At 55.3% G+C, this 26150-nt stretch carries 21 protein-coding genes and 3 rRNA genes; 14 read left to right on the plus strand and 10 right to left on the minus strand.

Translation table 11 applies throughout. From position 1 onward, the window contains the following. Window positions 1-5 precede the first annotated feature (5 nt). Window positions 6-785, plus strand: coding sequence for a peroxide stress protein YaaA (gene yaaA, locus LG301_RS14370; RefSeq protein WP_404471841.1), 780 nt, complete (start codon window positions 6-8; stop codon window positions 783-785). Between the two features lie 9 nt (window positions 786-794). Here yaaA and LG301_RS14375 read toward each other — a convergent pair whose 3' ends face one another. Then, window positions 795-1370, minus strand: coding sequence for an isochorismatase family protein (locus tag LG301_RS14375; protein WP_404471842.1), 576 nt, complete (start codon window positions 1368-1370; stop codon window positions 795-797). Between the two features lie 144 nt (window positions 1371-1514). Here LG301_RS14375 and LG301_RS14380 point away from each other — a divergent pair, with 144 nt between their 5' ends. After that, the gene (locus LG301_RS14380) at window positions 1515-2363 is read left to right on the plus strand and encodes a Tim44 domain-containing protein (RefSeq protein ID WP_404471843.1); all 849 of its coding nucleotides are present in this window, start codon (window positions 1515-1517) and stop codon (window positions 2361-2363) included. Window positions 2364-2488: 125 nt separating this feature from the next. Here LG301_RS14380 and LG301_RS14385 read toward each other — a convergent pair whose 3' ends face one another. The 5 genes from LG301_RS14385 to tyrS form a co-directional block, all read right to left on the minus strand. Beyond that, the gene (locus LG301_RS14385; protein WP_044630706.1) at window positions 2489-2677 is read right to left on the minus strand and encodes a hypothetical protein; all 189 of its coding nucleotides are present in this window, start codon (window positions 2675-2677) and stop codon (window positions 2489-2491) included. A gap of 269 nt (window positions 2678-2946) precedes the next feature. Beyond that, a 5S ribosomal RNA gene (gene rrf / locus LG301_RS14390) occupies window positions 2947-3062 on the minus strand. A 132-nt stretch (window positions 3063-3194) separates the two neighbouring features. After that, window positions 3195-6085, minus strand: a 23S ribosomal RNA gene (locus tag LG301_RS14395). A gap of 293 nt (window positions 6086-6378) precedes the next feature. Continuing rightward, window positions 6379-7911: ribosomal RNA gene (locus tag LG301_RS14400) — 16S ribosomal RNA — on the minus strand. The 16S, 23S and 5S rRNA genes sit together here, the layout of an rRNA operon. A gap of 451 nt (window positions 7912-8362) precedes the next feature. Further along, window positions 8363-9562: a tyrosine--tRNA ligase gene (tyrS, locus tag LG301_RS14405; RefSeq protein ID WP_404471844.1), complete on the minus strand. Its 1200-nt coding sequence runs from the start codon at window positions 9560-9562 to the stop codon at window positions 8363-8365. Window positions 9563-9678: 116 nt separating this feature from the next. On the opposite strand from tyrS, the gene LG301_RS14410 reads away from it, so the two are divergent. Beyond that, complete coding sequence (locus LG301_RS14410; RefSeq protein ID WP_404475280.1) at window positions 9679-10821, plus strand: anhydro-N-acetylmuramic acid kinase; 1143 nt, start codon at window positions 9679-9681, stop codon at window positions 10819-10821. A gap of 12 nt (window positions 10822-10833) precedes the next feature. Here LG301_RS14410 and LG301_RS14415 read toward each other — a convergent pair whose 3' ends face one another. Together LG301_RS14415 and LG301_RS14420 are read right to left on the minus strand one after the other, a co-directional pair. Beyond that, window positions 10834-11997: a PilT/PilU family type 4a pilus ATPase gene (locus LG301_RS14415; RefSeq protein ID WP_404471845.1), complete on the minus strand. Its 1164-nt coding sequence runs from the start codon at window positions 11995-11997 to the stop codon at window positions 10834-10836. Between the two features lie 3 nt (window positions 11998-12000). Beyond that, the gene (locus tag LG301_RS14420) at window positions 12001-13044 is read right to left on the minus strand and encodes a type IV pilus twitching motility protein PilT (protein ID WP_404471846.1); all 1044 of its coding nucleotides are present in this window, start codon (window positions 13042-13044) and stop codon (window positions 12001-12003) included. Between the two features lie 33 nt (window positions 13045-13077). Here LG301_RS14420 and LG301_RS14425 point away from each other — a divergent pair, with 33 nt between their 5' ends. The 6 genes from LG301_RS14425 (at window position 13078) to LG301_RS14450 (ending at window position 17671) form a co-directional block, all read left to right on the plus strand. Then, on the plus strand, window positions 13078-13773 hold the full coding sequence (locus tag LG301_RS14425) for a YggS family pyridoxal phosphate-dependent enzyme (RefSeq protein ID WP_404471847.1): 696 nt from the start codon (window positions 13078-13080) through the stop codon (window positions 13771-13773). 86 nt (window positions 13774-13859) lie between these two features. Next, window positions 13860-14684, plus strand: coding sequence for a pyrroline-5-carboxylate reductase (gene proC, locus LG301_RS14430; protein ID WP_404471848.1), 825 nt, complete (start codon window positions 13860-13862; stop codon window positions 14682-14684). A gap of 29 nt (window positions 14685-14713) precedes the next feature. Then, window positions 14714-15307 carry a YggT family protein gene (locus LG301_RS14435; RefSeq protein WP_404471849.1) on the plus strand — a complete coding sequence of 198 codons (594 nt, stop codon included), beginning with the start codon at window positions 14714-14716 and terminating at the stop codon, window positions 15305-15307. An 81-nt stretch (window positions 15308-15388) separates the two neighbouring features. After that, entirely contained in the window at window positions 15389-16597 is a 1209-nt protein-coding gene (locus tag LG301_RS14440; RefSeq protein ID WP_404471850.1) for a homoserine O-acetyltransferase, read from the plus strand. Continuing rightward, window positions 16597-17190 carry a methionine biosynthesis protein MetW gene (gene metW / locus LG301_RS14445; protein ID WP_263067274.1) on the plus strand — a complete coding sequence of 198 codons (594 nt, stop codon included), beginning with the start codon at window positions 16597-16599 and terminating at the stop codon, window positions 17188-17190. Before LG301_RS14440 ends, metW begins: the two co-directional genes overlap by 1 nt. A gap of 31 nt (window positions 17191-17221) precedes the next feature. Next, window positions 17222-17671 carry a DUF4426 domain-containing protein gene (locus tag LG301_RS14450; RefSeq protein WP_404471851.1) on the plus strand — a complete coding sequence of 150 codons (450 nt, stop codon included), beginning with the start codon at window positions 17222-17224 and terminating at the stop codon, window positions 17669-17671. Between the two features lie 20 nt (window positions 17672-17691). On the opposite strand, the gene sfsA is transcribed toward LG301_RS14450, so the two are convergent. After that, entirely contained in the window at window positions 17692-18420 is a 729-nt protein-coding gene (gene sfsA, locus LG301_RS14455; RefSeq protein WP_404471852.1) for a DNA/RNA nuclease SfsA, read from the minus strand. Beyond that, on the minus strand, window positions 18417-19577 hold the full coding sequence (locus tag LG301_RS14460) for an aminotransferase class I/II-fold pyridoxal phosphate-dependent enzyme (RefSeq protein ID WP_404471853.1): 1161 nt from the start codon (window positions 19575-19577) through the stop codon (window positions 18417-18419). Before LG301_RS14460 ends, sfsA begins: the two co-directional genes overlap by 4 nt. A gap of 213 nt (window positions 19578-19790) precedes the next feature. Between LG301_RS14460 and dksA the strand changes: the two genes are divergently transcribed. The 5 genes from dksA to LG301_RS14485 all read left to right on the plus strand — a co-directional run bounded on the left by dksA (window position 19791) and on the right by LG301_RS14485 (window position 25699). Further along, window positions 19791-20228 carry an RNA polymerase-binding protein DksA gene (gene dksA / locus LG301_RS14465; RefSeq protein WP_009723720.1) on the plus strand — a complete coding sequence of 146 codons (438 nt, stop codon included), beginning with the start codon at window positions 19791-19793 and terminating at the stop codon, window positions 20226-20228. A 98-nt stretch (window positions 20229-20326) separates the two neighbouring features. Next, window positions 20327-21226 (plus strand): tRNA glutamyl-Q(34) synthetase GluQRS, encoded by a 900-nt coding sequence (gluQRS, locus tag LG301_RS14470; RefSeq protein ID WP_404471854.1) that lies wholly within the window; start codon window positions 20327-20329, stop codon window positions 21224-21226. A gap of 1 nt (window position 21227) precedes the next feature. Continuing rightward, a complete protein-coding gene (locus tag LG301_RS14475; RefSeq protein WP_404471855.1) occupies window positions 21228-21404 on the plus strand; it encodes a hypothetical protein in 177 nt (58 codons plus the stop codon). Next, a complete protein-coding gene (locus tag LG301_RS14480) occupies window positions 21394-24339 on the plus strand; it encodes an ATP-binding protein (protein ID WP_404471856.1) in 2946 nt (981 codons plus the stop codon). The genes LG301_RS14475 and LG301_RS14480 overlap by 11 nt, the downstream gene beginning before the upstream one ends. Further along, on the plus strand, window positions 24317-25699 hold the full coding sequence (locus tag LG301_RS14485) for a sigma-54-dependent transcriptional regulator (RefSeq protein ID WP_404471857.1): 1383 nt from the start codon (window positions 24317-24319) through the stop codon (window positions 25697-25699). Before LG301_RS14480 ends, LG301_RS14485 begins: the two co-directional genes overlap by 23 nt. Window positions 25700-26150 lie beyond the last annotated feature (451 nt).

The following is a 26150-nucleotide window of genomic DNA, read 5'->3' on the forward strand; positions in this document are numbered from 1 at the left end:
AGGCTATGCTGAGCGTCATTTCCCCTGCAAAAACGCTAGACTTTGAAACGCCCTCCACTACTCGCCAGGTCACCCAGCCGGATTTCCTCGACCACAGCCAGCCGCTGATTGAGATCTTGCGAGGCTACTCCCCGCAACAGCTTAGCGACTTAATGGGGGTCAGCGATAAGTTGGCAGGCCTAAACGCCGCACGTTTTTCAGATTGGCAAACGCCCTTCTCATTAGATAACGCCAAGCCTGCCGTGCAAGCCTTTCAAGGCGATGTTTACACCGGGCTTGATGCCAACGCCTTTAGCGACGCCGATAATCAGTTTGCCCAGCAGCACCTGCGTATTTTATCTGGCCTATATGGCTTGCTGCGCCCGCTGGACCTGATTCAACCCTACCGCTTGGAAATGGGCACCAAGCTACCTAACAGTGCTGGCAGCGACCTTTACGCGTACTGGCGGCCGATCTTAACCCGAGCGCTCAACCAGGCCATTGCCGAAAGCGGCTCCAACGTATTGATCAACTTGGCCTCCAACGAGTACTTCAAAGCGGTAGATACTAAGAAACTGGAGGCGCGCGTTATCACGCCTGTCTTTAAGGATGAGAAGAACGGCACCTTTAAGATCATTAGTTTCTACGCCAAAAAAGCGCGCGGCTTAATGAGCGCCTGGATTATTCAGCAACAAATTAATGACCCCGATGCGCTAACTGGCTTCGATATCGCGGGCTATCGTTTTGATGCGGCAGCTTCAGAAGGCGATACGCTGGTGTTTACACGCAAAGAAGCTGACCGCTAAGCGTTAATGTCAGAAAAACCTCACGTCGCGCGGTGAGCGAGGCTTTAAGAAGCGCTGATGCACCTCTTTAAAAGTGGTTGTGTCGCAACGGTGTAGCCACTCATAAGCAACCATATCAGCCGTGACCGCTACTGCGCCGTGAGCACAGGCGCGTTCGCGAGCTAAACGTGCTTCCTCTTTGCGACGGCTGGCCGTCGCCTCACTGAGCCAAAACACCTCGTAGCCCGCTTCCAGCAAGCCAAGCGCACTCTGTAATACACAGATGTGCGCTTCTGTTCCACATATCACTATTTGCCGTGCCTTCTGGGCTTGTAAGGCATTGGCAAACTCAGGCTCCTCCATCACGCAAAAATGACGCTTTTGCCACACCTGCTGCTCGCCTAATGCGCTCAATAGCGCAGGCGCCGTGCTTCCTAATCGTTCTGGATACTGCTCGGTTAGCCATACCGGCACACGCAGCGACTCGGCAACGCCTGCCAACCAGGCGGCCTCTTCTATAGCGGCTTCGCCACCCTCAATAACAGGCAGCAGGCCCGCTTGAAAATCGACAATTAACAGCAGACTTTGTTGATGATGTAAGCGCACTTTTTCACCTTGTTTTTGTCTTTATAAACGTGTTGAAGCATAACCTACCTACCAAGTTACACGGTAAACTAGCCACTCCTTATTTTCCACCTAGCGCCTCTTGGCGAATATCCTCAACACAACCGATCTCACTGGAGAATCAAAATGTTACGACAATTTTTCGCTATGCTGCTGGTCAGCGTTATGGGCTTCAGCGCCGCTATTGAGCACGCAGAAGCACGCCGCCTGGGCGGAGGCGGCAACACGGGAAGCATGTCTCGCTCAGCAGACCGCCCCGCGAGCGCTCCTGCTCAACAGCAGCAAGCGCAGCAGGGACAACAACAGAACCAAGCAGGCGCAGCAGCACGTAGAGGCGGCATGGGTGGCATGATGGGCGGCCTACTCGCCGGCGGCTTACTCGCAGCGCTCTTTTTTGGTGGCGCCTTCAATGAGCTGCGCATCATGGACCTCTTGGTGATGGTAGGCGTAGCCGCCTTAGCTGTCTTCGCTTTTCGCGCATTTATGCGTCAGCGTCGTCCCTCCTCGGTTACTGCGGCAGGCTATCAGCGTGAGCATCAAGAGACTCAGCCTGCTCACAACTTCGCCGCTGCCCCTGGCAGCTTGGCTAGCGGCTTACAGAGTACACCTGCATGGTTTGATAAAGAGCGTTTTCTCGGCGGTGCTAAAGAGCACTTTATGACGCTCCAACGGGCTTGGGATAATAACGACTTCAGTCAAATTCAGGAGTACGTAACCCCTGAGCTCTATAACCTGCTGCGCCAAGAGCGTGCCGAACAGCCTGCTAATAACCAGACTGAGGCTGTGAGGCTGTTCGCCGAACTAGGCGATATTAACGAGTATGATGGCTACGCTGAAGCTACCGTGATCTTCCACGGCATATTGGACGAGAACGGCGAGCAAACTGAGTTCAACGAAACGTGGCACCTGACCCGCAGCATGCGTGATCAAGCCCCCTGGTATCTGCAAGGCATTGAGCAAAACCCAGGCGCATAAACCTAGATACGTAAACACACGATTCAATAAGCCTTAAAACGCAAAACAGCCGCTTCTTAGCGGCTGTTTTTGTATCGATACTCTTTCAAACTGCTCAATAGCATCATGATAAGCAGCGGGCTCGCTTAGTCCTCAGCGGACTCTTCAATATTCTCGCCCATTTCTTCCAGGCTATCGCCAGCGTCTTCCATGCTCTCATCGATATTTTCACCAGCCTCTTCCGCGGGGCCTTGATTATCACAAGCGGCCAAACCGCCCATCATCATGGCCATTAGTAATGCGAGTGCAAGCTTCTTCATTAGTGGGGTACTCATATCGCCTCTCCTCCTGAGATGGTGCTTCAATAATAGCTACCCACTCATACTAGTTGCTCGCCACGCCTACCGCCACCACAGCCTAGTAACTCCTTGTTATTTAATTTCTTAAAACGCTTGTTTCAAGGAAGCTTTGTGCATATCGCTGTATACATTAGTGAAAGCAAAAAGCCCCGAGCAGGCGCTGCACGGGGCTTAGGGTAATGGCGCCCTTATCGAGCGCACAACAAAAAACCCAGCCGATGGGCTGGGTTTTTTGTTCAATAAGTGCCTGACGATGACCTACTCTCGCATGGGGAGACCCCACACTACCATCGGCGCTAAGCGGTTTCACTGCTGAGTTCGGCAAGGGATCAGGTGGTTCACGCTCGCTATGGTCGTCAGGCGTAACAGGTAATGTACATCATGCTGGGCGTCATTGACGTGTTTTGTGATCGTCTCTTGTCAGCAAGCGCTTTGGCTCACTGCTGCGTATCCGGTTTTCGTTATCACTACGACCAGACCCCTTGGGTGTTATAGGGTCAAGCCTCACGGGCCATTAGTACACGTTAGCTCAACGCCTTGCAGCGCTTCCACACCGTGCCTATCAACCAGCTGGTCTCGCTGGGCCCTTTAGGAGGATCAAGTCCTCGGGGATGTCTCATCTTGAAGGGGGCTTCCCGCTTAGATGCTTTCAGCGGTTATCCTGTCCGACCATAGCTACCCGGCAATGCCACTGGCGTGACAACCGGAACACCAGAGGGTCGTCCACTCCGGTCCTCTCGTACTAGGAGCAGCTCTTCTCAAACATCCAACGCCCACGGCAGATAGGGACCGAACTGTCTCACGACGTTCTAAACCCAGCTCGCGTACCACTTTAAATGGCGAACAGCCATACCCTTGGGACCGACTTCAGCCCCAGGATGTGATGAGCCGACATCGAGGTGCCAAACACCGCCGTCGATGTGAACTCTTGGGCGGTATCAGCCTGTTATCCCCGGAGTACCTTTTATCCGTTGAGCGATGGCCCTTCCATACAGAACCACCGGATCACTAGAACCTGCTTTCGCACCTGCTCGACGTGTCTGTCTCGCAGTCAAGCACCCTTATGCTCTTGCACTCATTGCACGATGTCCGACCGTGCTGAGGGTACCTTCGTGCTCCTCCGTTACTCTTTGGGAGGAGACCGCCCCAGTCAAACTACCCACCACACACTGTCCTCGATCCGGATAACGGACCTGAGTGAGAACGCCAATGATGCCAGGCTGGTATTTCAAGGTTGGCTCCACCCGAACTGGCGTCCGGGTTTCAAAGCCTCCCAGCTATCCTACACAGGCAACATCAGCGTCCAGTGTGAAGCTATAGTAAAGGTTCACGGGGTCTTTCCGTCTAGCCGCGGGTACACCGCATCTTCACGGCGATTTCAATTTCACTGAGTCTCGGGTGGAGACAGCGTGGCCATCATTACGCCATTCGTGCAGGTCGGAACTTACCCGACAAGGAATTTCGCTACCTTAGGACCGTTATAGTTACGGCCGCCGTTTACCGGGGCTTCAATCAAGAGCTTCGTCCGAGGACTAACACCATCATTTAACCTTCCGGCACCGGGCAGGCGTCACACCCTATACGTCCTCTTACGAGTTAGCAGAGTGCTGTGTTTTTACTAAACAGTTGCAGCCACCTGGTATCTTCGACCGGTTCGGGCTTAGAGAGCAAGTCTCATCACCCTACGCCGGCGTGCCTTCTCCCGAAGTTACGGCACCATTTTGCCTAGTTCCTTCACCCGAGTTCTCTCAAGCGCCTTGGGATTCTCACCCTGACCACCTGTGTCGGTTTGGGGTACGGTCGCACATGATCTGAAGCTTAGAGGCTTTTCCTGGAAGCGTGGCATCAGTGACTTCCTGACCGTGGTCAGTTCATCTCGTGTCTCGGCTTTAAGGTGCCGGATTTTCCTAGCACCTCGGCCTACTCACTTTCACCAGGACAACCAACGCCTGGCTCACCTAGCCTTCTCCGTCCCCCCATCGCAATCATGTCCGGTACGGGAATATTGACCCGTTTCCCATCGACTACGCCTTTCGGCCTCGCCTTAGGGGCCGACTCACTCTGCTCCGATTAGCGTCGAACAGAAACCCTTGGTCTTCCGGCGAGGGAGTTTTTCACTCCCTTTATCGTTACTCATGTCAGCATTCGCACTCGTGATACCTCCAGCGAACTTCTCAATTCACCTTCATCGGCTTACACGACGCTCCTCTACCGCTCATCCATAGGATGAACCCGTAGCTTCGGTACCTGGTTTAGCCCCGTTACATCTTCCGCGCAGGCCGACTCGACTAGTGAGCTATTACGCTTTCTTTAAAGGATGGCTGCTTCTAAGCCAACCTCCTAGCTGTCTGAGCCTTCCCACATCGTTTCCCACTTAACCAGGATTTGGGGACCTTAGCTGACGGTCTGGGTTGTTTCCCTTTTCACGACGGACGTTAGCACCCGCCGTGTGTCTCCCACGCTCATACTCGCCGGTATTCGGAGTTTGCCTCGGGTTGGTAAGTCGGGATGACCCCCTAGCCGAAACAGTGCTCTACCCCCGGCGGTAATACGTGAGGCGCTACCTAAATAGCTTTCGAGGAGAACCAGCTATCTCCGAGCTTGATTAGCCTTTCACTCCGATCCACAAGTCATCCAAATCTTTTTCAACAGATCCTGGTTCGGGCCTCCAGTTGATGTTACTCAACCTTCACCCTGCTCATGGATAGATCGCTCGGTTTCGGGTCTATATCCAGCGACTGTGTCGCCCAGTTAAGACTCGGTTTCCCTACGGCTCCCCTAAACGGTTAACCTCGCCACTGAATATAAGTCGCTGACCCATTATACAAAAGGTACGCAGTCACAGAACAAGTCTGCTCCTACTGCTTGTACGCACACGGTTTCAGGATCTATTTCACTCCCCTCTCCGGGGTTCTTTTCGCCTTTCCCTCACGGTACTGGTTCACTATCGGTCAGCCAGGAGTATTTAGCCTTGGAGGATGGTCCCCCCGTCTTCAGTCAAGGTTTCTCGTGCCCCGACCTACTCGATTTCACATACGCAGATTTTCGACTACGGGGCTATCACCCGCTACGGCCGTGCTTCCCAGCACGTTCGTCTAATCAGTTGCATGCTTAAGGGCTGCTCCCCGTTCGCTCGCCGCTACTAGGGGAATCTCGGTTGATTTCTTTTCCTCAGGGTACTTAGATGTTTCAGTTCCCCTGGTTCGCCTCCTACACCTATATATTCAGTGCAGGATACTCAGCTTATGCTGAGTGGGTTTCCCCATTCAGAAATGCCCGGGTCACAGGTTGTTTGCCACCTCGCCGAGCCTTATCGCAGGCTACCACGTCTTTCATCGCCTCTGGCTGCCTAGGCATCCACCGTGTGCGCTTCATTGCTTGACCCTATAACCCGAAGGAGTCTGGTATCTCGCAATGATAACGATTGCCGGATACGCTTGAGACGTATCACAAAACAATTACGTATAAACACTTCGAAGAAGTATTTATGTCAGCATGATATACATTGTTAAAGAGCGACTGCTATGCGCAGTGATAAGCGTTCTTTCACGTTAAAAAAAGAGAAAAGACCTTTTTTTCTTTTAATGTGAAAAAAGCATTCGCTTATCACTGCGTATCAACAGCATTCTGATCAGGTAATTCATTGTGAGCGCTTACCGCGAGAGTGATGCATCGTTTAAGGAGGTGATCCAGCCGCAGGTTCCCCTACGGCTACCTTGTTACGACTTCACCCCAGTCATGAACCACACCGTGGTGATCGCCCTCTTGCGTTAGGCTAACCACTTCTGGTGCAGTCCACTCCCATGGTGTGACGGGCGGTGTGTACAAGGCCCGGGAACGTATTCACCGTGACATTCTGATTCACGATTACTAGCGATTCCGACTTCACGGAGTCGAGTTGCAGACTCCGATCCGGACTGAGACCGGCTTTTCGGGATTAGCTCACTCTCGCGAGTTGGCAACCCTTTGTACCGGCCATTGTAGCACGTGTGTAGCCCTACTCGTAAGGGCCATGATGACTTGACGTCGTCCCCACCTTCCTCCGGTTTGTCACCGGCAGTCTCCTTAGAGTTCCCACCATTACGTGCTGGCAAATAAGGACAAGGGTTGCGCTCGTTACGGGACTTAACCCAACATTTCACAACACGAGCTGACGACAGCCATGCAGCACCTGTCTCTGCGTTCCCGAAGGCACCAAGTGATCTCTCACAAGTTCGCAGGATGTCAAGAGTAGGTAAGGTTCTTCGCGTTGCATCGAATTAAACCACATGCTCCACCGCTTGTGCGGGCCCCCGTCAATTCATTTGAGTTTTAACCTTGCGGCCGTACTCCCCAGGCGGTCGACTTATCGCGTTAACTTCGCCACAAAGTGCGCTAGGCACCCAACGGCTGGTCGACATCGTTTACGGCGTGGACTACCAGGGTATCTAATCCTGTTTGCTACCCACGCTTTCGCACCTCAGTGTCAGTGTCAGTCCAGAAGGCCGCCTTCGCCACTGGTATTCCTCCCGATCTCTACGCATTTCACCGCTACACCGGGAATTCTACCTTCCTCTCCTGCACTCTAGCTTGACAGTTCCGGATGCCGTTCCCAGGTTGAGCCCGGGGCTTTCACAACCGGCTTATCAAGCCACCTACGCGCGCTTTACGCCCAGTAATTCCGATTAACGCTTGCACCCTCCGTATTACCGCGGCTGCTGGCACGGAGTTAGCCGGTGCTTCTTCTGCGAGTGATGTCTTTCCTAATGGGTATTAACCACTAGGCGTTCTTCCTCGCTGAAAGTGCTTTACAACCCGAGGGCCTTCTTCACACACGCGGCATGGCTGGATCAGGCTTGCGCCCATTGTCCAATATTCCCCACTGCTGCCTCCCGTAGGAGTTCGGGCCGTGTCTCAGTCCCGATGTGGCTGATCATCCTCTCAGACCAGCTACGGATCGTTGCCTTGGTGAGCCTTTACCTCACCAACTAGCTAATCCGACATAGGCTCATCCAATAGCGGGAGCCGAAGCCCCCTTTCTCCCGTAGGACGTATGCGGTATTAGCCTGGGTTTCCCCAGGTTATCCCCCACTACCGGGCAGATTCCTATGCATTACTCACCCGTCCGCCGCTCGTCAGCATCTAGCAAGCTAGATCTGTTACCGCTCGACTTGCATGTGTTAGGCCTGCCGCCAGCGTTCAATCTGAGCCATGATCAAACTCTTCAGTTTAAAATCATTGTGATGCTTACTCGTCACCCGAAGGTAACAAAAGCGCATCAAACTTGGCTCAAGGTTCAAACGAATTCATTCAAACTTTCGTTCTCATGACCGCTTGCCTTGATATTTGGTGATTTATCACCCTCATCGGCAAGCGCCCACATGAATTACCTGATCAAATTGTTAAAGAGCTGTTTCGCTGTGCTGGCTCGGTGACCTGAACCGTGTTGCCTCAGCGAGGAAGGCGTATTCTACGCACTTCCTGGTGGTTGTCAACCGCTGTTTTCAGTGACTGAATTCAGCGAACGAGGCGAGCCATACAACCGCTCTAACCTACTGACAAACCGAAGGTTTTTACCTTCATACACCGCTGGTAACGCTTGGCGTCCCCGGCAGCGGATGCGTACTTTACGGATTCGCGGCCGGGTTGGCAAGGGCTAATGTGAAAAAATTTTCAAAAAGTTCAAACAAGCGTCACACGGGCGTAACGTTTCTTGCCCGCCTGAATCACATACACTTTACCGGTAGCTAGCATAGTGTCTTGCGCGACGGCTTCGCCATCCACCTTTACACTACCGTTTTTCAGCATGTCTTTGGCTTGGGCACTGTTCTTCGTGAGGCCAGAGCGGTTGAGTACGGCTGCAATCGGCGCTTGTTCATTACCTTCAAAATCGACGTCTACTTCTGGCAGGTCTTCCGGTAGCTCACCATCGGCCAGTTGGTTACCCGCCGACTTGTGCGCATTCGCAGCGGCTTCTTCACCGTGGTAACGAGCGATCAGCTCGCGAGCCAGCTCCATTTTGACATCGCGCGGGTTGGCACCCTGCTCGACACTCTGCTTCAGCGCATTGATCTCTTCGTTCGATTTGAGCGAGAGCAGCTCGAAATAACGCCACATTAAACTGTCGGGCATGGAGACCAGCTTATTGAACATAGCGCCCGGTGCTTCATCTACGCCCACGTAATTGCCAAGCGACTTGGACATTTTCTGCACGCCGTCCAAACCTTCTAGCAGGGGCATCGTGATGACCACCTGGGGCTCCTGGCCGAAGTGCTTTTGAATCTCGCGCCCCATGAGCAGGTTAAACTTCTGGTCGGTGCCGCCCAGTTCGATATCGGCTTCTAGTGCCACGGAGTCATAGCCCTGCACTAGCGGGTAAAGAAACTCGTGAATCGCAATCGGCTGATTCGCTTTATAACGCTTCTCGAAGTCATCACGCTCCAGCATGCGAGCCACGGTGCTTTGCGCTGCCAGCTCAATCATTTTGGCGGCTGTTAATTCACCAAACCATTCCGCATTGAAGCGCACCTCGGTTTTTTCCGGATCGAGGATTTTGAACACCTGCTCTTTATAGGTTTCCGCGTTCGCCTTGACGTCGGCTTCGGTCAACGGCTTACGGGTGACGTTTTTACCGGTCGGGTCACCAATGCGGCCGGTGAAATCACCAATCAGAAAGATTACGGTGTGACCGAGATCTTGAAATTGGCGCATTTTGGTCAGCAGTACGCTGTGACCCAGGTGCAAATCAGGTGCCGTAGGATCAAACCCTGCTTTAATACGCAGCTTACGACCTGACGCGAGCTTTTTACGCAGCTCGTCTTCTACCAGGATTTCATGCGTACCTCGCGACAGCAGCGCTAACGCCTGATCCACCTCACTCATTGCCTCTCTCCATGTACTATGTGCCGTTAAAGGCGTTTAAATAATCAATAGTGGGCGATGTTATCACGCTCCACCGCCTTGGTTGAGCCTTCACCCCGTTTTGGATGACCCGCATGATGAAAACCTCGCACCCTTCGTCACCCACTTATTATATTGGCTTAATGTCTGGCACTAGCCTGGACGGTATTGATGCCGCCCTGGTCTCTATCACTTTTGGCACGCCGCCTAAGCTATTAGCCACGGCTGCCGTTGCCATGCCCGATACACTGCACGCGCAGCTACTGCACCTTTGCCACGCGCCAGCAGCTCACTTTGCCGAACTAGCCGCCGCCGAGAATGCCTTTTGCCGACTTCAAGCCAACGCGGTCAAGGCGCTATTAACAGAACAAGGACTTACGCCAGAACACATTACGGCGATTGGCAGCCACGGCCAGACGATTGAACACGCGCCACAAGGTCACCAGGATGGTCCGGCGTATACGCTACAGTTAGATAACCCGAGCCTGCTGGCAGAGCTGACGGGATGCACGGTGGTGGCCGACTTTCGCCGCCGGGACTTGGCCGCTGGCGGCCAAGCAGCGCCTCTAGCGCCTGCCTTCCACCAAGCGCTGTTTGGGCAGCGCCCAGGCGAACAGCTCGTACTGAATCTGGGCGGCTTTGCCAATCTTACGTGGCTCCCTCAAGAGCAGGAGCGCGCCGTGGTGGGCTTCGATACCGGCCCGGCGAACGTGCTGCTTGATGCTTGGTTTGCTAAGCATCACACCGGGCGATTTGATGAGAACGGCACTTGGGCGGCCAGCGGGCAAATCGACCAAGCGCTGCTCGCCCGCCTGCTGCAAGAACCCTTTTTTCATCAGCCGCCGCCGCGCAGCACCGGGCGCGAGCTGTTTCACTTAGCGTGGTTGAGCGACTACCTCACTGGCGACGAAGCCCCCTGGGATGTTCAGGCAACGCTGGCCGAACTGACGGCGGTGAGTGTCGCGCAAGGGGTGGCCCAACTGCCGCTAAGCCAGCCCAGCGCCACGCTGCTGGTAGGCGGTGGCGGTGCTCACAATGCCTATTTGATGGAAAGGCTAGCCGCACACCTGCCTAAGGTCACGCTGCTCTCCCCCGCCACGCTGGGCTGGCCGGAAGATTGGATTGAAGCAGGAGCCTTTGCCTGGCTCGCCCACCAGCGCCTGCACGGGCTGCCCGGCAATTTGCCTTCTGTGACCGGCGCTAGCGGCCCGCGCGTATTAGGCGGCATTTACGCCCCCTAGCGGCGTCACGCGTCAATAATCGTCGCCGTCGCGCAACGCCAAATGGGGGGATACCTGCGAGGCCAGCGATGTACCGCTGGCCGCCGCATCACCATGCTTAATCATCAGCCGAAGATCATTGGCAGAGTCCGCATGCGCCAGCGCGACCTGCTGACTGATTTGCTCCGCTTGGTAAAGCGCGTAAAGCGCTTGATCAAACGTTTGCATACCCGCATCACGAGAGCCCGCCATAGCTGACTTCAGCTCATCGATACGGCCTTTTCGTATTAGATCCACCACTCGAGGGGAGGAGAGCATAATTTCAATCGCTGCACAGCGGCCGCCCTGCAGAGTGGGCAACAGCTGCTGCGCGACCACCGCACGAAGGTTGAGCGATAAGTCCATGCGTATTTGTTCATGCCGCTCATGGGGGAAAAAGTGGAGGATACGCTCCAGCGCTTGGTTCGCATTGTTGGCATGCAGCGTCGCCAAACAGAGATGGCCGGTTTCCGCAAACGTCAGGGCATGCTCCATGGTTTCCCGGGTACGCACTTCGCCAATCAGGATCACATCCGGCGCTTGGCGAAGCGTGTTTTTCAGCGCCACTTCGAAGGACTCTGTATCCACCCCCACTTCACGCTGATTAACAATGCCGCGCTGGTGAGGGTGCAAATACTCGATGGGATCTTCGATGGTGATGATGTGTCCACCCACGGAGGCATTACGCTCTTGGATCATCGCAGCAAGGGTAGTGGACTTACCGGTTCCGGTACCCCCGACCACCAACACCAACCCACGCTTGGCGTTGGCGAGTTCGGCCAGCTGGCTGGGCACGCCCAAGGCGCTGAGCGTAGGGATATCTTGAGCAATACGACGCACCACCATGGCCGGTTCATTACGCTGCTGAAAGGCACTCACCCGAAAACGGCCTTTCTGCTCAAGACTAAGCGCAAAGTTTGCTTCATGCTCTAGCTGAAACCGCTCCCGCTGCATGTCAGGAATTGCGCTTATCACCAGACTGCGAACTTGGCTGGGCGAAAGCGGTTGCCGCCCCAACGGCACCAGCCCCTGGGAGGTTTTCAAACTTGGCGGCGCCCCCACCGAAATAAGCAGGTCCGACGCCTGCTGCTCAATCATAATGGCCAGCAGTTGGTGCAACCACTGGGAGGCTGTCATACCGTTTGTTGGCTCACTCATGCGTTACTCGTCCCCTAACGAAAGCGTCCCTTTTGCACGTGCTTGAGCATCCTCCATGCTCACCACCCCCTCTTTGACCAGTTTAGCCAGCGAGGCGTTTAAGGTTTGCATGCCCAGATTACCCCCGGTTTGAATAGCCGAGTAAATCTGCGCCACTTTATCCTCACGGATGAGATTTCGAACGGCAGCGGTCGCAATTAATATCTCGTGAGCCGCGACGCGCCCACCCCCTTGGCGCTTTAATAGCGCTTGCGACACAACCGCTTGAAGCGACTCCGACAGCATCGAGCGCACCATGGATTTCTCCTCACCGGGAAACACGTCAATAATCCGATCGATGGTTTTGGCAGCGGAGGTTGTATGCAGCGTGCCAAACACTAGGTGCCCCGTTTCTGCCGCGGTCAGCGCTAGGCGAATCGTTTCCAAATCGCGCAGCTCGCCCACTAAGATAACGTCCGGGTCTTCACGTAAGGCACTGCGTAATGCGCTGTTGAAGCTGCGCGTATCGCGATGCACTTCGCGTTGATTGATTAAACAGCGCTTACTGGCATGCACAAATTCCACCGGATCTTCGATGGTCAGAATGTGCTCAAAGCGATGGTCATTAATGTAATCAATCATCGCGGCGAGTGTCGTGCTTTTACCTGACCCTGTTGGCCCCGTCACAAGCACTAGTCCACGGGGCAGCATCGCCAAACGCTCGAACACCTCACCAAGGCCCAGCGCCTGCATAGAAAGCACGTCATTTGGAATAGTACGAAAAACGGCTCCCACGCCTCGCGCTTGGTTAAACGCATTGACCCTAAAACGCGCCACCCCCGGCACGTCAAATGAGAAATCGGTTTCCAAGTGCTCCTCATAGTCGCGGCGCTGCTGATCGTTCATGATGTCGTAGATCAACCGCCTGACTTCGTTGTTATCCATGGCCGGCACATTAAGCCGACGAATATCGCCATCAACACGTATCATGGGGGGGAGACCCGCCGAAAGGTGCAGGTCGGATGCATTCTGCTTTGCCGAGAATGCCAGCAGTTCGGTAATATCCATCTCTCTTTCCCAGCTGCGTTAAGGTGCTTGAGTATGACAGACATAGCGCTCCCCGAAACACTCGCCGCTGCGCGCGAGCGCCTGCAGAAGGCACTAGAAAACGCTAACCGCCCGCTTGATAGCGCGACGCTACTGGCGGTGAGCAAAACCAAACCGGCCACGTTGATCCGGCAGGCTTGGCAGCTTGGTCAGCGGGAGTTTGGTGAAAACTACCTTCAAGAAGCGCTGGAGAAACAGGCTGAGCTCGCCGACCTAGGCGATATTGTGTGGCATTTCATCGGCCCACTGCAGTCTAACAAAACCCGTTCAGTCGCCGAAAACTTTGCCTGGATGCACAGCGTCGAGCGCGTAAAAATTGCCAAACGCTTGAGCGAACAGCGTCCGGAGCATCTCGCGCCGCTCAACATTTGCCTACAGGTAAATATCAGTCGTGAGGCGTCTAAATCAGGCGTTATGCCTGAAGAGGTTGTTGCACTGGCTCGCGAGGTTGCCGCCCTGCCTCGGCTAAAGCTGCGAGGTTTAATGGCAATTCCTGCTCCCGCTGACAGCCCTTCAGCACAACGGGCGCCCTTTGCTGAGCTGCGTCAACTCCTCATAGAACTGCAAACCGCGCTGCCTGAAGCTCCCCTGGATACGCTTTCCATGGGCATGAGCGATGATCTGGAAGCGGCCATTTTTGAGGGCGCGACTCTGGTACGCTTAGGAACGGCTATTTTTGGTGCCCGGTGAAGCACTTAGTGCACGCGGGTAGCCGCAACCGTTACGCTTACGACACAGCCGCTGAGTGCGGCCCACTTTCAACATAGGATACCCATATGGCGAGCAAGATCACCTTCATTGGCGCAGGCAATATGGCCAGCGCTATTATCGGCGGACTCATCGAAAGCGGCGCTGCCCCATCAGACATTACCGCCACAGCCCCTAACGAGAGTGAACTGGCCGCGTTAAAGCAGCGCCTGGGGGTAAATACTCAAACTGATAATAACGCTGCTATTGAGCAGGCTGATGTGGTCGTTCTCGCGGTTAAGCCACAAATTATGCACGACGTGTGTGTCGCCATGCGTGAAAGCGTGCAACAGCAAGCACCGCTGATTATTTCTATTGCAGCTGGCCTTGATGCCGACACCATCGACCAGTGGCTAGGCGGTGGTAACGCACTGGTGCGCTGTATGCCCAACACTCCGTCACTTGTCGGCATTGGCGCTAGCGGCCTATATGCGAACGCAGCGGTAAGCGATACTCAGCGCACCCTGGCCACCCAACTCATGGAAGCAGTTGGTATTGCCGAATGGGTGGAAGATGAGCACCTGTTAGATGCCGTCACCGCAGTATCAGGTAGCGCGCCCGCCTATTTCTTTTTAATGTTTGAGGCGATGGAAGAAGCCGCCGTTAAACTTGGCCTGCCTGCTGCCACGGCACGACGCCTAGCGATCCAAACCGCCCTAGGCGCCGCCACCATGGCGCAAAAGAGCGACAAAGATCCCGCTACTCTTAAACAGAATGTGATGTCACCGGGCGGCACCACTGAACGCGCCATACAACACATGGAAGATGCGCAGCTGCGCACCACCATTGCCGATGCCATGCAGGCTTGCGCCGACCGCGCCCAAGCAATGGCCAAGGAACTCAGCGCAAGCTAAGCCAAATTTAACGCAACGGAGACGCCGCCATGGGCAGCCAAGTGGGTAGTGCCGGGTTATTGCTAGTGAACACCCTGATCAACATTTATTTATTCTTACTAATGCTGCGCTTTCTGCTGCAGGCATCGCGAGCGGATTACTACAACCCGCTCAGCCAGTCGGTGGTGAAAATCACCCAGCCGGTGGTAGGCCTATTTCAAGGCTTTTTAGGACCGGTTGGCGGGCGATTTGATTTGGCAACGCTGGCCGCCGGTTTTGTGCTTAAAGTAGCCAGTATTATAGGTATCTTCATGGTGATTGGCATGGGAATGCCACCCATCGCCGGAGTCTTGATTGCAGGCGTCGCCGCTCTAGCCAATGCCATTTTGAAGATCTACTTCTTTGCCATGATCGTAATGATCATCTTGAGCTGGGTAGCGCCTAACGCTAGCCACCCTGGTGCGCTGCTGGTCATGCAACTCGTTGAGCCTATTATGGCGCCTGTGCGCAAAGTTATCCCCCCGTTGGGAATGATAGACCTATCGCCGATCGTCGTATTTATCGCCATTAACATTGTAGATGGCGTCGTGGTGGGGTCGTTAATTCGCGCTGCTGGCATGCCTGGAACACTGGTAGGGCTTTAAATGTTAGGGCTTTAAATTTAACGCCAAGTTCAGCAGAACTTATTTTCAGCGGGACTTATTTTTGCAGGACTAGCGCATTCGATGCCTGATTCAGACACTCTTTCAGACACACTTGTATCGAGCGATTGGCCAGCGGACTCCGTTGGCCTTATCACGCCGCATGTGGCCAAGTTTGACACTCCCCTGTCGCTCGCCTGCGGCAAGGTGTTGCCCGAATACGAGCTTATTTATGAGACCTACGGCACGCTAAACGCCGAGCGGACGAACGCCGTATTAATTTGCCATGCGCTTTCAGGCCATCATCATGCAGCGGGTTACCACAGCGCTGATGACCGTAAGCCCGGCTGGTGGGACGCTCATATTGGCCCTGGGAAATCCATCGATACCAACCGTTTTTTCGTGGTGTCACTCAATAATCTAGGCGGCTGCCATGGCAGCACGGGGCCGGTGAGCCATAACCCGGAAACAGGCCGCCAATGGGGGCCTGACTTCCCTATGGTTACCGTCAGTGACTGGGTGGCCAGCCAAGCACGTTTAGCCGACCACTTGGGCATTGAGCGTTGGGCTGCGGCGGTGGGCGGCAGCCTGGGCGGCATGCAGGTGCTGCAGTGGACGATTACCTATCCCGAGCGCGTTGCCAACGCAGTGGTAATCGCCGCGACACCACGGCTTTCTGCACAAAACATCGCCTTTAACGAAGTCGCCCGCCAAGCAATACGCTCAGACCCTGAGTTTTTTGATGGCTGGTATGCCGAGCACAACACCGTCCCCAAACGAGGGCTAAAACTCGCCCGCATGGTGGGGCACATTACCTACCTCTCAGAAGACGCCATGGGCAGCAAGTTTGGTCGCGATCTGCGCAGTAACGACCTGAACTTTGGCTTTGATGTCGAGTTCCAGGTGGAGTCTTATCTGCGCTATCAGGGCGATACCTTCTCTACCGCCTTTGACGCCAACACCTACCTACTGATGACCAAGGCACTGGATTATTTTGACCCTGCGGCTACCCATGCAGGCGATTTAGCCAGCGCGCTAGCCCCTGCACAGTGCCCTTTTTTGATTGTGAGCTTTACCACCGACTGGCGCTTTCCACCCTCTCGCTCCCGCGAGCTCGTCGACGCTTTAACCCGTGCAGGCAAGGCAGTGAGCTATGCCAATATCGAGTCTCCTCATGGGCACGATGCGTTTTTGCTACCCGAGCCGCGTTATCACGCCCTGTTCAGCGCGTTTATGGGTCGCGTTGCCCATGAGCTAGCGATCCAAGACACCGCTGAAGAGGAGACACCGTAATGCGCGCTGATTTAGAACTGATTTACGACTGGGTACCCCAGGGAGCTCATGTTTTAGATTTAGCTTGTGGCGATGGGCAGCTGCTGGAACGCTTGGCCAAAGAAAAAAACGTCTCAGGGTACGGGTTAGAGATTGATCCAAATGGCATTACACAGTGCGTCGCGCGCGGCGTTAACGTAATTGAGCATAACCTTGATGATGGCCTGGGTAGTTTCTGCGATAACAGCTATGATCAAGTCATCATGACCCAAGCGCTACAAGCGCTGCGCCGTCCCGATAAAATGCTTGATGAAATGCTGCGAGTAGCAGAAGAGGGCATTATTACCTTCCCTAACTTTGCCTATTGGCGCCACCGGGTTCATCTTGGCTTGCGCGGCTATATGCCGGTCTCTAAATCGCTGCCTCACGCCTGGTACGATACTCCCAACATCCACCTCTCAACGTTTAACGATTTTGAGCATCTCTGTCGCGAGAAAGGACTCATGATTGTTGATCGCGCGGTGGGCGTTGGCGACCATCGAGGCCACTGGACATCCAAATGGTGGCCCAATTTATTTGGTGAAATTGCTATTTTCAGGGTACGTCGCCGCTAACGCGGTCCAGATACAACAGGAGGAGTTTGCCATGTTACGCCGCTTACTACTCAGCGTTAGCTTAGCTGCAACGCTCATGGTCACTACTAGCGCCAGCGCTGAGCAATTCGTGCAGGTGGGTGACTACGAAATTCACTACAGTGCGGTAAGCACTCGTTTTCTGACACCGGAAGTGGCTCAGGCGAACAACATTCCGCGTAGCGCTAACCGCGGACTGGTTAATGTCAGCGTTCGTGAGCGAAAGGAAGACGGCAGCACACGCCCTGTAAACGCGAGTATACAGGGCTACGTCAGCGGCCTTACCGGCTCCCAGGAGTCGCTGAGCTTTCGCACGGTGCATGACGGAGATGCGACCTATCACCTAGCGCCGTTTACCATGCAGCATGACGAGGCTATGCGCTTTGATCTCGACGTGCGCTATGACCGTAATGCTGCGCCTGAATCGGTCAATTTTATTCAGCGCTTCTATATCGAGCGCTAAGTTGTCGCTGCATACGCCTTTTACAGCCGAACCGGTAGCCGCCGCGTCAAGCAGGCGGTAACCGGTCTACCAGCGCGCCACTGCAGCGTAATGCCATAAGCCAGCACCTCTACCCCCGCCGTTACCGCGTCTGCTAACGCTGCTGCATACACAGGGTCGATATGGGCAGCCGGTGCGACATCGGAAATCCCTTCATGGGCGACGCAAAACAGCAGCACTGCCCGCTCGCCCTGCTCAGCAAGCGTCGTTAACGTATGCAAATGCTTGGTGCCGCGCACGCTAACCGAGTCAGGGAAGTAGCCGTGCCCATCGGCTTCTTTCAGCGTTACCTGCTTCACTTCCACATAAGCAGCGCCTTTTACGGGGTCGTCCAGACGAAAATCGAGCCGGGCATCGTCAACGCTCACTTCCCGTTTGAGCGTTTGATAGCCAGAAAGCGGCGCCACATCACCTGCCTTTATCGCCGCTTCTACGATGCGGTTCGCCCGCCCAGTATGCACTGACGCCAGCGCCTGCGTGCCATCTGGCTGGGGCAGCTCAATCCACTCCCAGGTCCAGGCCAGCTTGCGCTTAGGGTTGTCGCTGGGCGACAGCCATACCCGGCAGCCGGGCACGTTCACCGCTTTCATTGAGCCGGTGTTGGGGCAGTGGGCGACCACCTCTTGACCATTATCCAAACGTACATCTGCTAAAAAGCGCTTATAGCGGCGCAGCAGCACACCCGGCTCCAGGCCTTCATACGCCATCATAACCGGGCTACAAATCGGGCAATGCGCGCCACGGCCTCTTCTAACCGCGCCACGTCATTGGTGAAGGCGATGCGCACATGGTGCTCGCCGCCTATCACGGCAAAATCAATCCCAGGAGTGATCGCCACATTCTCCTCGACCAACAGACGCTCGCAAAACGCTTGGCTGTCTCGGCTGTAGCGGGAGATGTCTAGCCATAGGTAAAACGCCCCCTGCGGAGGAAGGTCAGGGGCTAGACCCAACTTCGCCAAGCCATCCAGCAGCACTTGTCGGCGCTGTTTTAGCGTTGCCCGCCGCGTTTCGAGAATGTCTCGGCACTCAGGCGTAAAGGCGGCCAGTGCAGCATACTGGGAGGGCGTCGTCGCCGCTAAAAAAACGTTTTGAGCAAGCCGGGTAAGCGGCTCTACCGCACGCTCCGGCGCTACGAGCCAGCCCAGGCGCCAGCCGGTCATGCCAAAGTATTTTGAAAAGCTATTAACCACAAAGGCTTGGTCGGAAAGCGATGTTGCCGATAGCGGCGCATCATCATAATTGAGGCCTTGGTAAATCTCATCGACAATCACCTCACCGCCTCTGGCAGCAACGGTGTTGAACACTGCCGTTAGCGCCTCAGCGCTTAACGTGTGCCCAGTAGGGTTCGACGGGGATGCTAGCATGGCTAAGCTTGTTTGCGCCTGCCAGTGCTGCTCAATCAAGGGCGCCGTTAATTGCCAACCACTTTGCCGCCCGACCGGTATGGCATCAATCTCAGCGCCCGCTAAGGCCATAAAATGGCGGTTGCAGGGATAGTTAGGGTCCGCCATCAGCACCCGATCACCGCTCTCTACCAACAGTTGGCTAGCCAGCAGCAGCGCCCCAGAGGCCCCTGGAGTTACCAGAATACGCGACGGGTCAACAGATGCATTGAAGTGTTCGGCATAGTGGCCTGCAATGGCTTCGCGCAGCGGCGCTAACCCTGCGGCGGGCGTATAGCGCGTTTTGCCCGCCGCCAACGCCTGCTGCCCAGCCGCTACAATAGGCTCAGGCGTCGCAAAGTCAGGTTCACCCACTTCTAGATGAATCACATCATGGCCTTGAGCCTCTCGGGCCTGAGCCATTTCTAATAAGTGCATCACCCGAAAGGGCGCGACATGACTCACACGGGAATTCCAGGCCATAGTGGCTCCTTCACCTTATGTCCATAAAAACGCAGTTATAAAGGCCCAGTAGAGAAGCACGGGCGGTGCCAAATAAGCTGTAAGACCTTAGTCTAAAGGCTGCCATTATGCTTGCAACACGCCACATTTTCAGCTAAACAAGCATCCCTTTGGCGTGAGATCTTGACACACGTTCATGGTCGATCAGCAGTCACATACGTAAGGGGCACTCCCATGCCAGTAGCGGAAAAGAAACCGGAAGCGTCCAAGTCCTTCACACCGTATGAGCCGGCACCGGGTGAAGAGTATATGAACGAGAAGCAGCTTGCGCACTTTCGGCAGCTGCTCCTGGATTGGAAACAGGATCTCATGGAAGAGGTGGATCGTACTGTGCGCCACCTGCAAGAAGACGCAAACAACTATGCCGACCCCGCTGACCGAGCGACGCAAGAAGAGGGCTTTAGCCTTGAACTGCGTACGCGAGATCGCGAACGCAAGTTGCTGAAAAAAATTAACGAAACCATCGAGAAAATCGATGAAGATGACTACGGCTTCTGTGAAGCGTGCGGTGTCGAGATCGGCATTCGTCGCCTTGAAGCACGCCCCACGGCAACGCTGTGTGTCGACTGTAAAACCCTGGCAGAGCTCAAAGAAAAACAGCTCGGCGGTTAATGTCGTTAACGGCAACGTACTAGACGCAGCAACAAAGCCGGGCACCTTGAGGGTGCCCGTTTTTGTTGCTCAATTCATTGCAACTGTTATTGGCGCCCATGTCACAAACCGATTGCTACCGGGGACGCTTTGCCCCCACGCCATCAGGCCCCCTTCACTTTGGCTCGTTGGTTGCAGCGTTAGGCAGTTATCTGGATGCCCGCGCGGCGGGGGGAACGTGGCTGGTGCGCATTGAGGATATCGACCCACCTCGCTGCCCCAAGGGCGCGGACAGCACCATTTTGCGCCAGCTCGAAAGGTTTGGCCTATATTGGGACGAACAGGTCGTGTGGCAACACACACGCCACGCGGCTTATCAGCAGGCGTTAGACCGCCTGATGGCACAGGGCCTGGCTTACCCCTGCAGCTGCTCACGCAAGCAGTGGAAAGACTTCACGATTTATCCCGGCTGGTGCCGCGACGGGCAGCGTGAGGCTAACAAGCCCGTCGCTTGGCGATTACGCAGCGACTTAGCCAAACGCCCCATTACGTGGCAAGACCGACTGTTTGGCCGCCAGCAGCTCGACCCTGCCACCTTCGGCGACGTGGTCTTAAAGCGTAAAGATAACCTGTGGGCCTACCAGCTTGCCGTGGTGGTAGACGATGCCGAGCAGAGCATTAGCGATGTGGTAAGAGGCTACGACCTACTTGATAACACTCCCTGGCAAGGCCAGCTACAAACAGCGCTCTGCCTACCTACGCCGCGCTATCTCCACCTACCGCTAATGGTGACGGATGACGGCCAAAAGCTCTCCAAGCAGAACATGGCACCTGCGTTGGCAGAAAGTATTGAGGGTGTTCGTCACCAGCTATTTCACGCACTTCAGGCCCTTGATCAAGCCCCGCCTATAGCGCTGGCTCAGGAGGCTCCTGAGGTGCAATTACGCTGGGCAATAGCGCACTGGTCGATTGAGCAGTTAACGCCTTCTCACCACCGTGCATTACCCCCGGAGTACTGATATGTACGTTTACCGCATCATGCTGTTTCTTGTGTTTGGGGGCTACCTGCTCTCGCCACTGCTCATGGACGGCTGGGGCGACCCCGGCACCGCTTGGTACCGACCGTTTGCTATCTGGGGCGGTCTGATTGCGCTAACGCTGTGGCTAGAGCAAAAAAGGAAGTTAGATGAGCGTTGAGTTACTCGGTGTACTGTTGTTAGGCCTTGGCTACCTAGCGCTACTGTTTAGCTGCGGCTTAGCGGTAGAGCGCGGCTGGGTGCCTGTGCGTATCACGCGCCACCCCGTTGTTTATACCCTGGCCCTTGGCGTGTACGCCAGCGCCTGGGCCATTTATGGCAGCGTTGAGTTCGCCTCCAAAGCTGGCTTTGGCTACCTGGCCTACTACCTGGGCGCCGCAGGGGCCTTTTTGCTTGCCCCTGTGCTGCTCGTCCCTATTCAGCGCATTACGCGCACCTATCAGCTCTCCTCATTGGCGGATCTCTTTGCGTTTCGTTTTCGTTCACGCTGGGTCGGCACCATTGTCACATTGCTTAGCCTTCTTACCGTTATGCCGCTGCTGGGTATTCAGGTACAAACGCTAAGCGATGCGATACACCTGCTCACCGGCAGCCGCTACAGCGCCGCAGTTGCCCTACTATTTTGCGCGGTGACTGCAGGCTGTGCGGTGCTGTTCGGCGCGCGCCATAGCCACCGGCACCGCCACGATACTCTGCTTAGTGTGATTGCCTTTGAATCCATCATTAAGCTGTTAGCCATGCTTGGGCTAGGCGCCATTGCGCTATGGTGGGTGTTTGATGGCCCGCAGGATGTGCAGCAGTGGTTAGAAGGCCCCGGCGCAGCAGCTCAAGCCGCCACTCCGCAGCTTGAGGCGCCTCAATGGCGCACGTTGTTACTGCTGTTTTTTGCCGCCGCCTTTATGATGCCGCACCTCTTTCAAATCACGTTCGCCGAAAGCCTTTCCCGCCATACGCTGCTTCAGGCGAGCTGGACACTCCCCCTTTTTTTACTGCTAATGGCGCTGCCAGTGCCACTCATTTGGTGGGCGGCGCAAGCCACCAATGAGGCGGTTCCGATGGCGGCGTATGCCGCCTATTTCATGACACAGCACTGGTGGGTAGGGGCACTGGCGTTCATTGGCGGCTTAGCGGCTGCCAGCGGCACCATGATGATGATTGCGCTGGCGCTTTCCGGCATGCTGCTTAATCATGTCATCCTTGTTGCACGCCCTCCCGAAGCACAAAACGACCTGTATGGCTGGCTACTTTGGCTAAGGCGGGGCTTAGTGGTCGCCGTTATTTTCGGGGGCTGGCTATTTGCTGAAAGCGTTGGCCGTTATCACTCTCTGACGAACCTGGGGCTCGCCGCTTTTATCGGCATGGCGCAATGCTTGCCCGGTATGCTCGCGCTGCTTTACTGGCCTGGCGCTAACCGGAAAGGCATGGTGGCAGGGCTAATCGGTGGTAGCACCATCTGGCTAGTGGGCATTTGGCTGCCGCTACTTTTTGATCTCACGGTGACCACGCAAACCTTCATACCCTCCCTACCGGCCGGTTCGCCACACTGGTATAACATCACGCTGGCGTCTCTTGCCGTTAATATTATGCTGCTGATTTTGGTATCGCTATTTACCCGCACCTCAGAGGGGGAGCGTTCAGCAGCTGAAGCGTGCTCGGTAGATGCCGTCATACGCTCTAAGCGCCTACCGCTGGAAGCTGCAACAGCCGGCGACTTTACCGTGCATCTTGCCCAAGCACTTGGCGATGAAGCGGCTGAACGTGAAGTTGAGCGTGCTTTAAAGGCACTTAACTTCACCCCTCAAGAGCGGCGCCCCTACGCGCTGCGCCGCCTACGCGACCGTATTCAAGCCAACCTCTCAGGCCTCATGGGGCCTTCCGTTGCCAGGGATATTGTTGATCGCTATCTCCCTTACCGTCACAACGATGCGCCGCTTACCGATGATATCCACTTCGTTGAAAGCCGACTGGAAGCCTACCGATCGCGCTTAACGGGGCTGGCCCGCGAGCTGGATGGCTTGCGCCGCCACCACCGCCAAACCCTTGCCAAGTTGCCCGTCGGGCTATGCGTACTGGGTGACGATGACGAGCTGCTCATGTGGAACCAGGCACTCTCTCAGCTCTCGGGCATTAGTGGCGACAGCGTCATTGGGTCGAGCCGCAACAGCTTACCGGCGCCTTGGCCTACTCTGCTGGGCAGTGTACTTAACGCCCCCCATACACCGCTTTATAAGCAGGCAGTCTCCTTGCATGGCAAAGATTACTTCCTGACCCTGCACCAAGCGGTACTCAGCGGCCACGACAGCCGCGGCGGCAGCGTGATATTGGTAGAGGATCACACCGAAATGAAGTGGCTCGAAGATGAGCTAGTTCACGCGGCCCGGCTCGCTTCTATTGGACAGCTGGCGGCAGGCGTGGCCCATGAAATCGGCAACCCGATTACCGGTATTTCATCGCTGGCACAAAACCTGCGCTACGATACCGACGACCCCGCGCTGCTTGAAACCGCGGATCAAATTCAACAGCTTACTCAGCGGGTTACTAAAATCGTTAACTCGCTGGTAGGCTTTGCTCACGGCGGCCGCCATACCGTGCCACTCCCGGCTTCCCCCGCGGTGCTTAAGACCATTAGTGAAGACGCCTTGCACTTGATCCACTTAGCCCGCTCAGGAGAGGATGTCAGCTACACAAACGATTGCCCTGGCGATATCGTGGTACGTGGCGATGACCAACGCTTAACCCAGGTAATGGTCAATTTACTGAGTAACGCACGGGATGCTTGCCAGCCACACGGTCATATTCATATCGAGTCTGGCATAGAAGCAAACCATGCCTGGTGGCGCGTCAGTGATGATGGCCATGGCATTGCGCCAAGCGTTAAAGACCGCCTGTTCGAACCCTTTACAACCACCAAGCCTGCGGGCGAAGGCACCGGGCTTGGGCTATCGTTGGCGTATCAAATTATTAACGAGCATCAAGGCAAGATAGACGTGGCATCGCCACCTCCCGGCCAGCCACAAGGCACTGCCATTACCCTTTGGCTACCGCTCTACCAACAGGATGATCTTTCACCCCATGCCTCGGATACTGATTGTTGAAGATGAAGCGATTATTCGCAGCGCTCTAAAACGCTTACTCGACCGCCATGGCTATGCCGTGAGCGAGGCCGCCAGCGCTGAAGAAGCGATGGCTCAACCGCTGAACGAATTCGATCTCATCATCAGCGACCTGCGCCTTCCGGGGGAGCCAGGAACCTCGCTGATCACGGCGGCAGCGCCTGCGCCGGTGCTGATTATGACCAGCTACGCCAGCATGCGCTCCGCTGTCGAGGCCTTAAAACAGGGGGCCGTGGACTACGTTGCAAAGCCGTTTGATCATACGGAGATGCTCGAAACCGTCGAACGTATCCTGCACAAGCAGTCGATGCAGCAAAGCACGCCGCCGGATATCACTGACGACGGCGGTGGGCGTCAAACCATGATTGGCAGCTGCGCCGCCATGCAGCAGGTTTACACCCGCATCCGCAAAACCGCCCCTGCCGACGTGACCGTGCTGATCCAAGGGGAGTCTGGCACCGGCAAAGAACTGGTCGCCCGCGCCATTCATCAGCAAAGCAAGCGTGCCAAAGCCCCTCTAATCTGCGTTAACTGCGCCGCGATTCCTGAAACGCTGATTGAATCGGAACTGTTCGGCCATGAAAAAGGCGCCTTTACCGGCGCAAGCGCCGCCCGCACAGGTTTAGTAGAAGCCGCCGATGGAGGCACACTGTTTCTGGATGAAATTGGTGAGCTGCCGCTAGATGCCCAAGCGCGCCTGCTGCGCGTACTGCAAGAAGGGGAAATTCGTAAAATTGGCTCTGTCGAAACCCGCCATGTGGATGTACGCCTTATCGCCGCCACCCACCGGGACTTACGCGCCCTCTCAAAAAGCGGCGAGTTTCGCCTCGATCTTTACTACCGCCTCAACGTGATGCAGATCGAGCTGCCGCCCCTAAGAGAGCGCGAAGAGGACGTTCTAACCATCGCCGACATTTTGTTAGACAAAGCGTGTAAACGCCACGAACGCCAGGGACTACGGCTATCACGTGCCGCGCGCCAGGACCTGCAGGACTACCCTTGGCCAGGCAACGTACGTGAGCTGGAAAACGCCCTGGAGCGGGGCGTAATTCTCGCCGAAGGACATCTGATTCACCCGGATGATCTTGGCCTGGGGCCGGTGACTAACCGCCCCCACCCGCCAACCATTCCTCCCGCGCCCCTCGCCAATGAAGGCCAAACGCCTGCCGAAGAGGACGACCTCTCGCTAGAAGATTATTTTCAGCACTTTGTGCTTGAACATCAGGATCAAATGAGTGAAACAGAGCTGGCTCAAAAACTGGGCATCAGTCGTAAAAATCTTTGGGAGCGTCGCCAGCGACTAGGCATACCGCGCAAGAAAACCGCTCGCCGACCCAATTAGGCAGTGCTAAGAGCGGCAGCCACCGCTCACCTAAGACCAATGTCTAATACACTGATTTTAATAAGAAACGTCCAAAAATCGTTACCTCAACACTGTTACCTTCCCACACAACCCACGTTAAAAAACGCTGCAAAATGGGTAACACTTTCTACTGCTATTAGTTCCCTGGCACCCCATTAAAATTCCAACCCCATGAAATTTATGACATATCCAACAAGTGGCACGGCGAGTGCAATATTACTGGGTAAGAAAAACAAACTGGGCAACGCGGTCAGTCGCTAACAAAAATAACAGGACACCGCCCACATCTGAGCCACAACAAAAACAACAGGGCCAGATAGAGATAACAGCACTAACAAAAACAACAGGCTTGAGTCTCACAACTTGCTTGCGCTAAGCAAACGGTATATAGAACAAGCGCAGCGAACAACAATAACAACAGCCAGCAAGT

Origin of the sequence: Vreelandella venusta, assembly GCF_044809155.1 — a bacterium.
In the GTDB taxonomy this organism is placed as follows: Bacteria; Pseudomonadota; Gammaproteobacteria; order Pseudomonadales; family Halomonadaceae; genus Vreelandella; species Vreelandella venusta_B.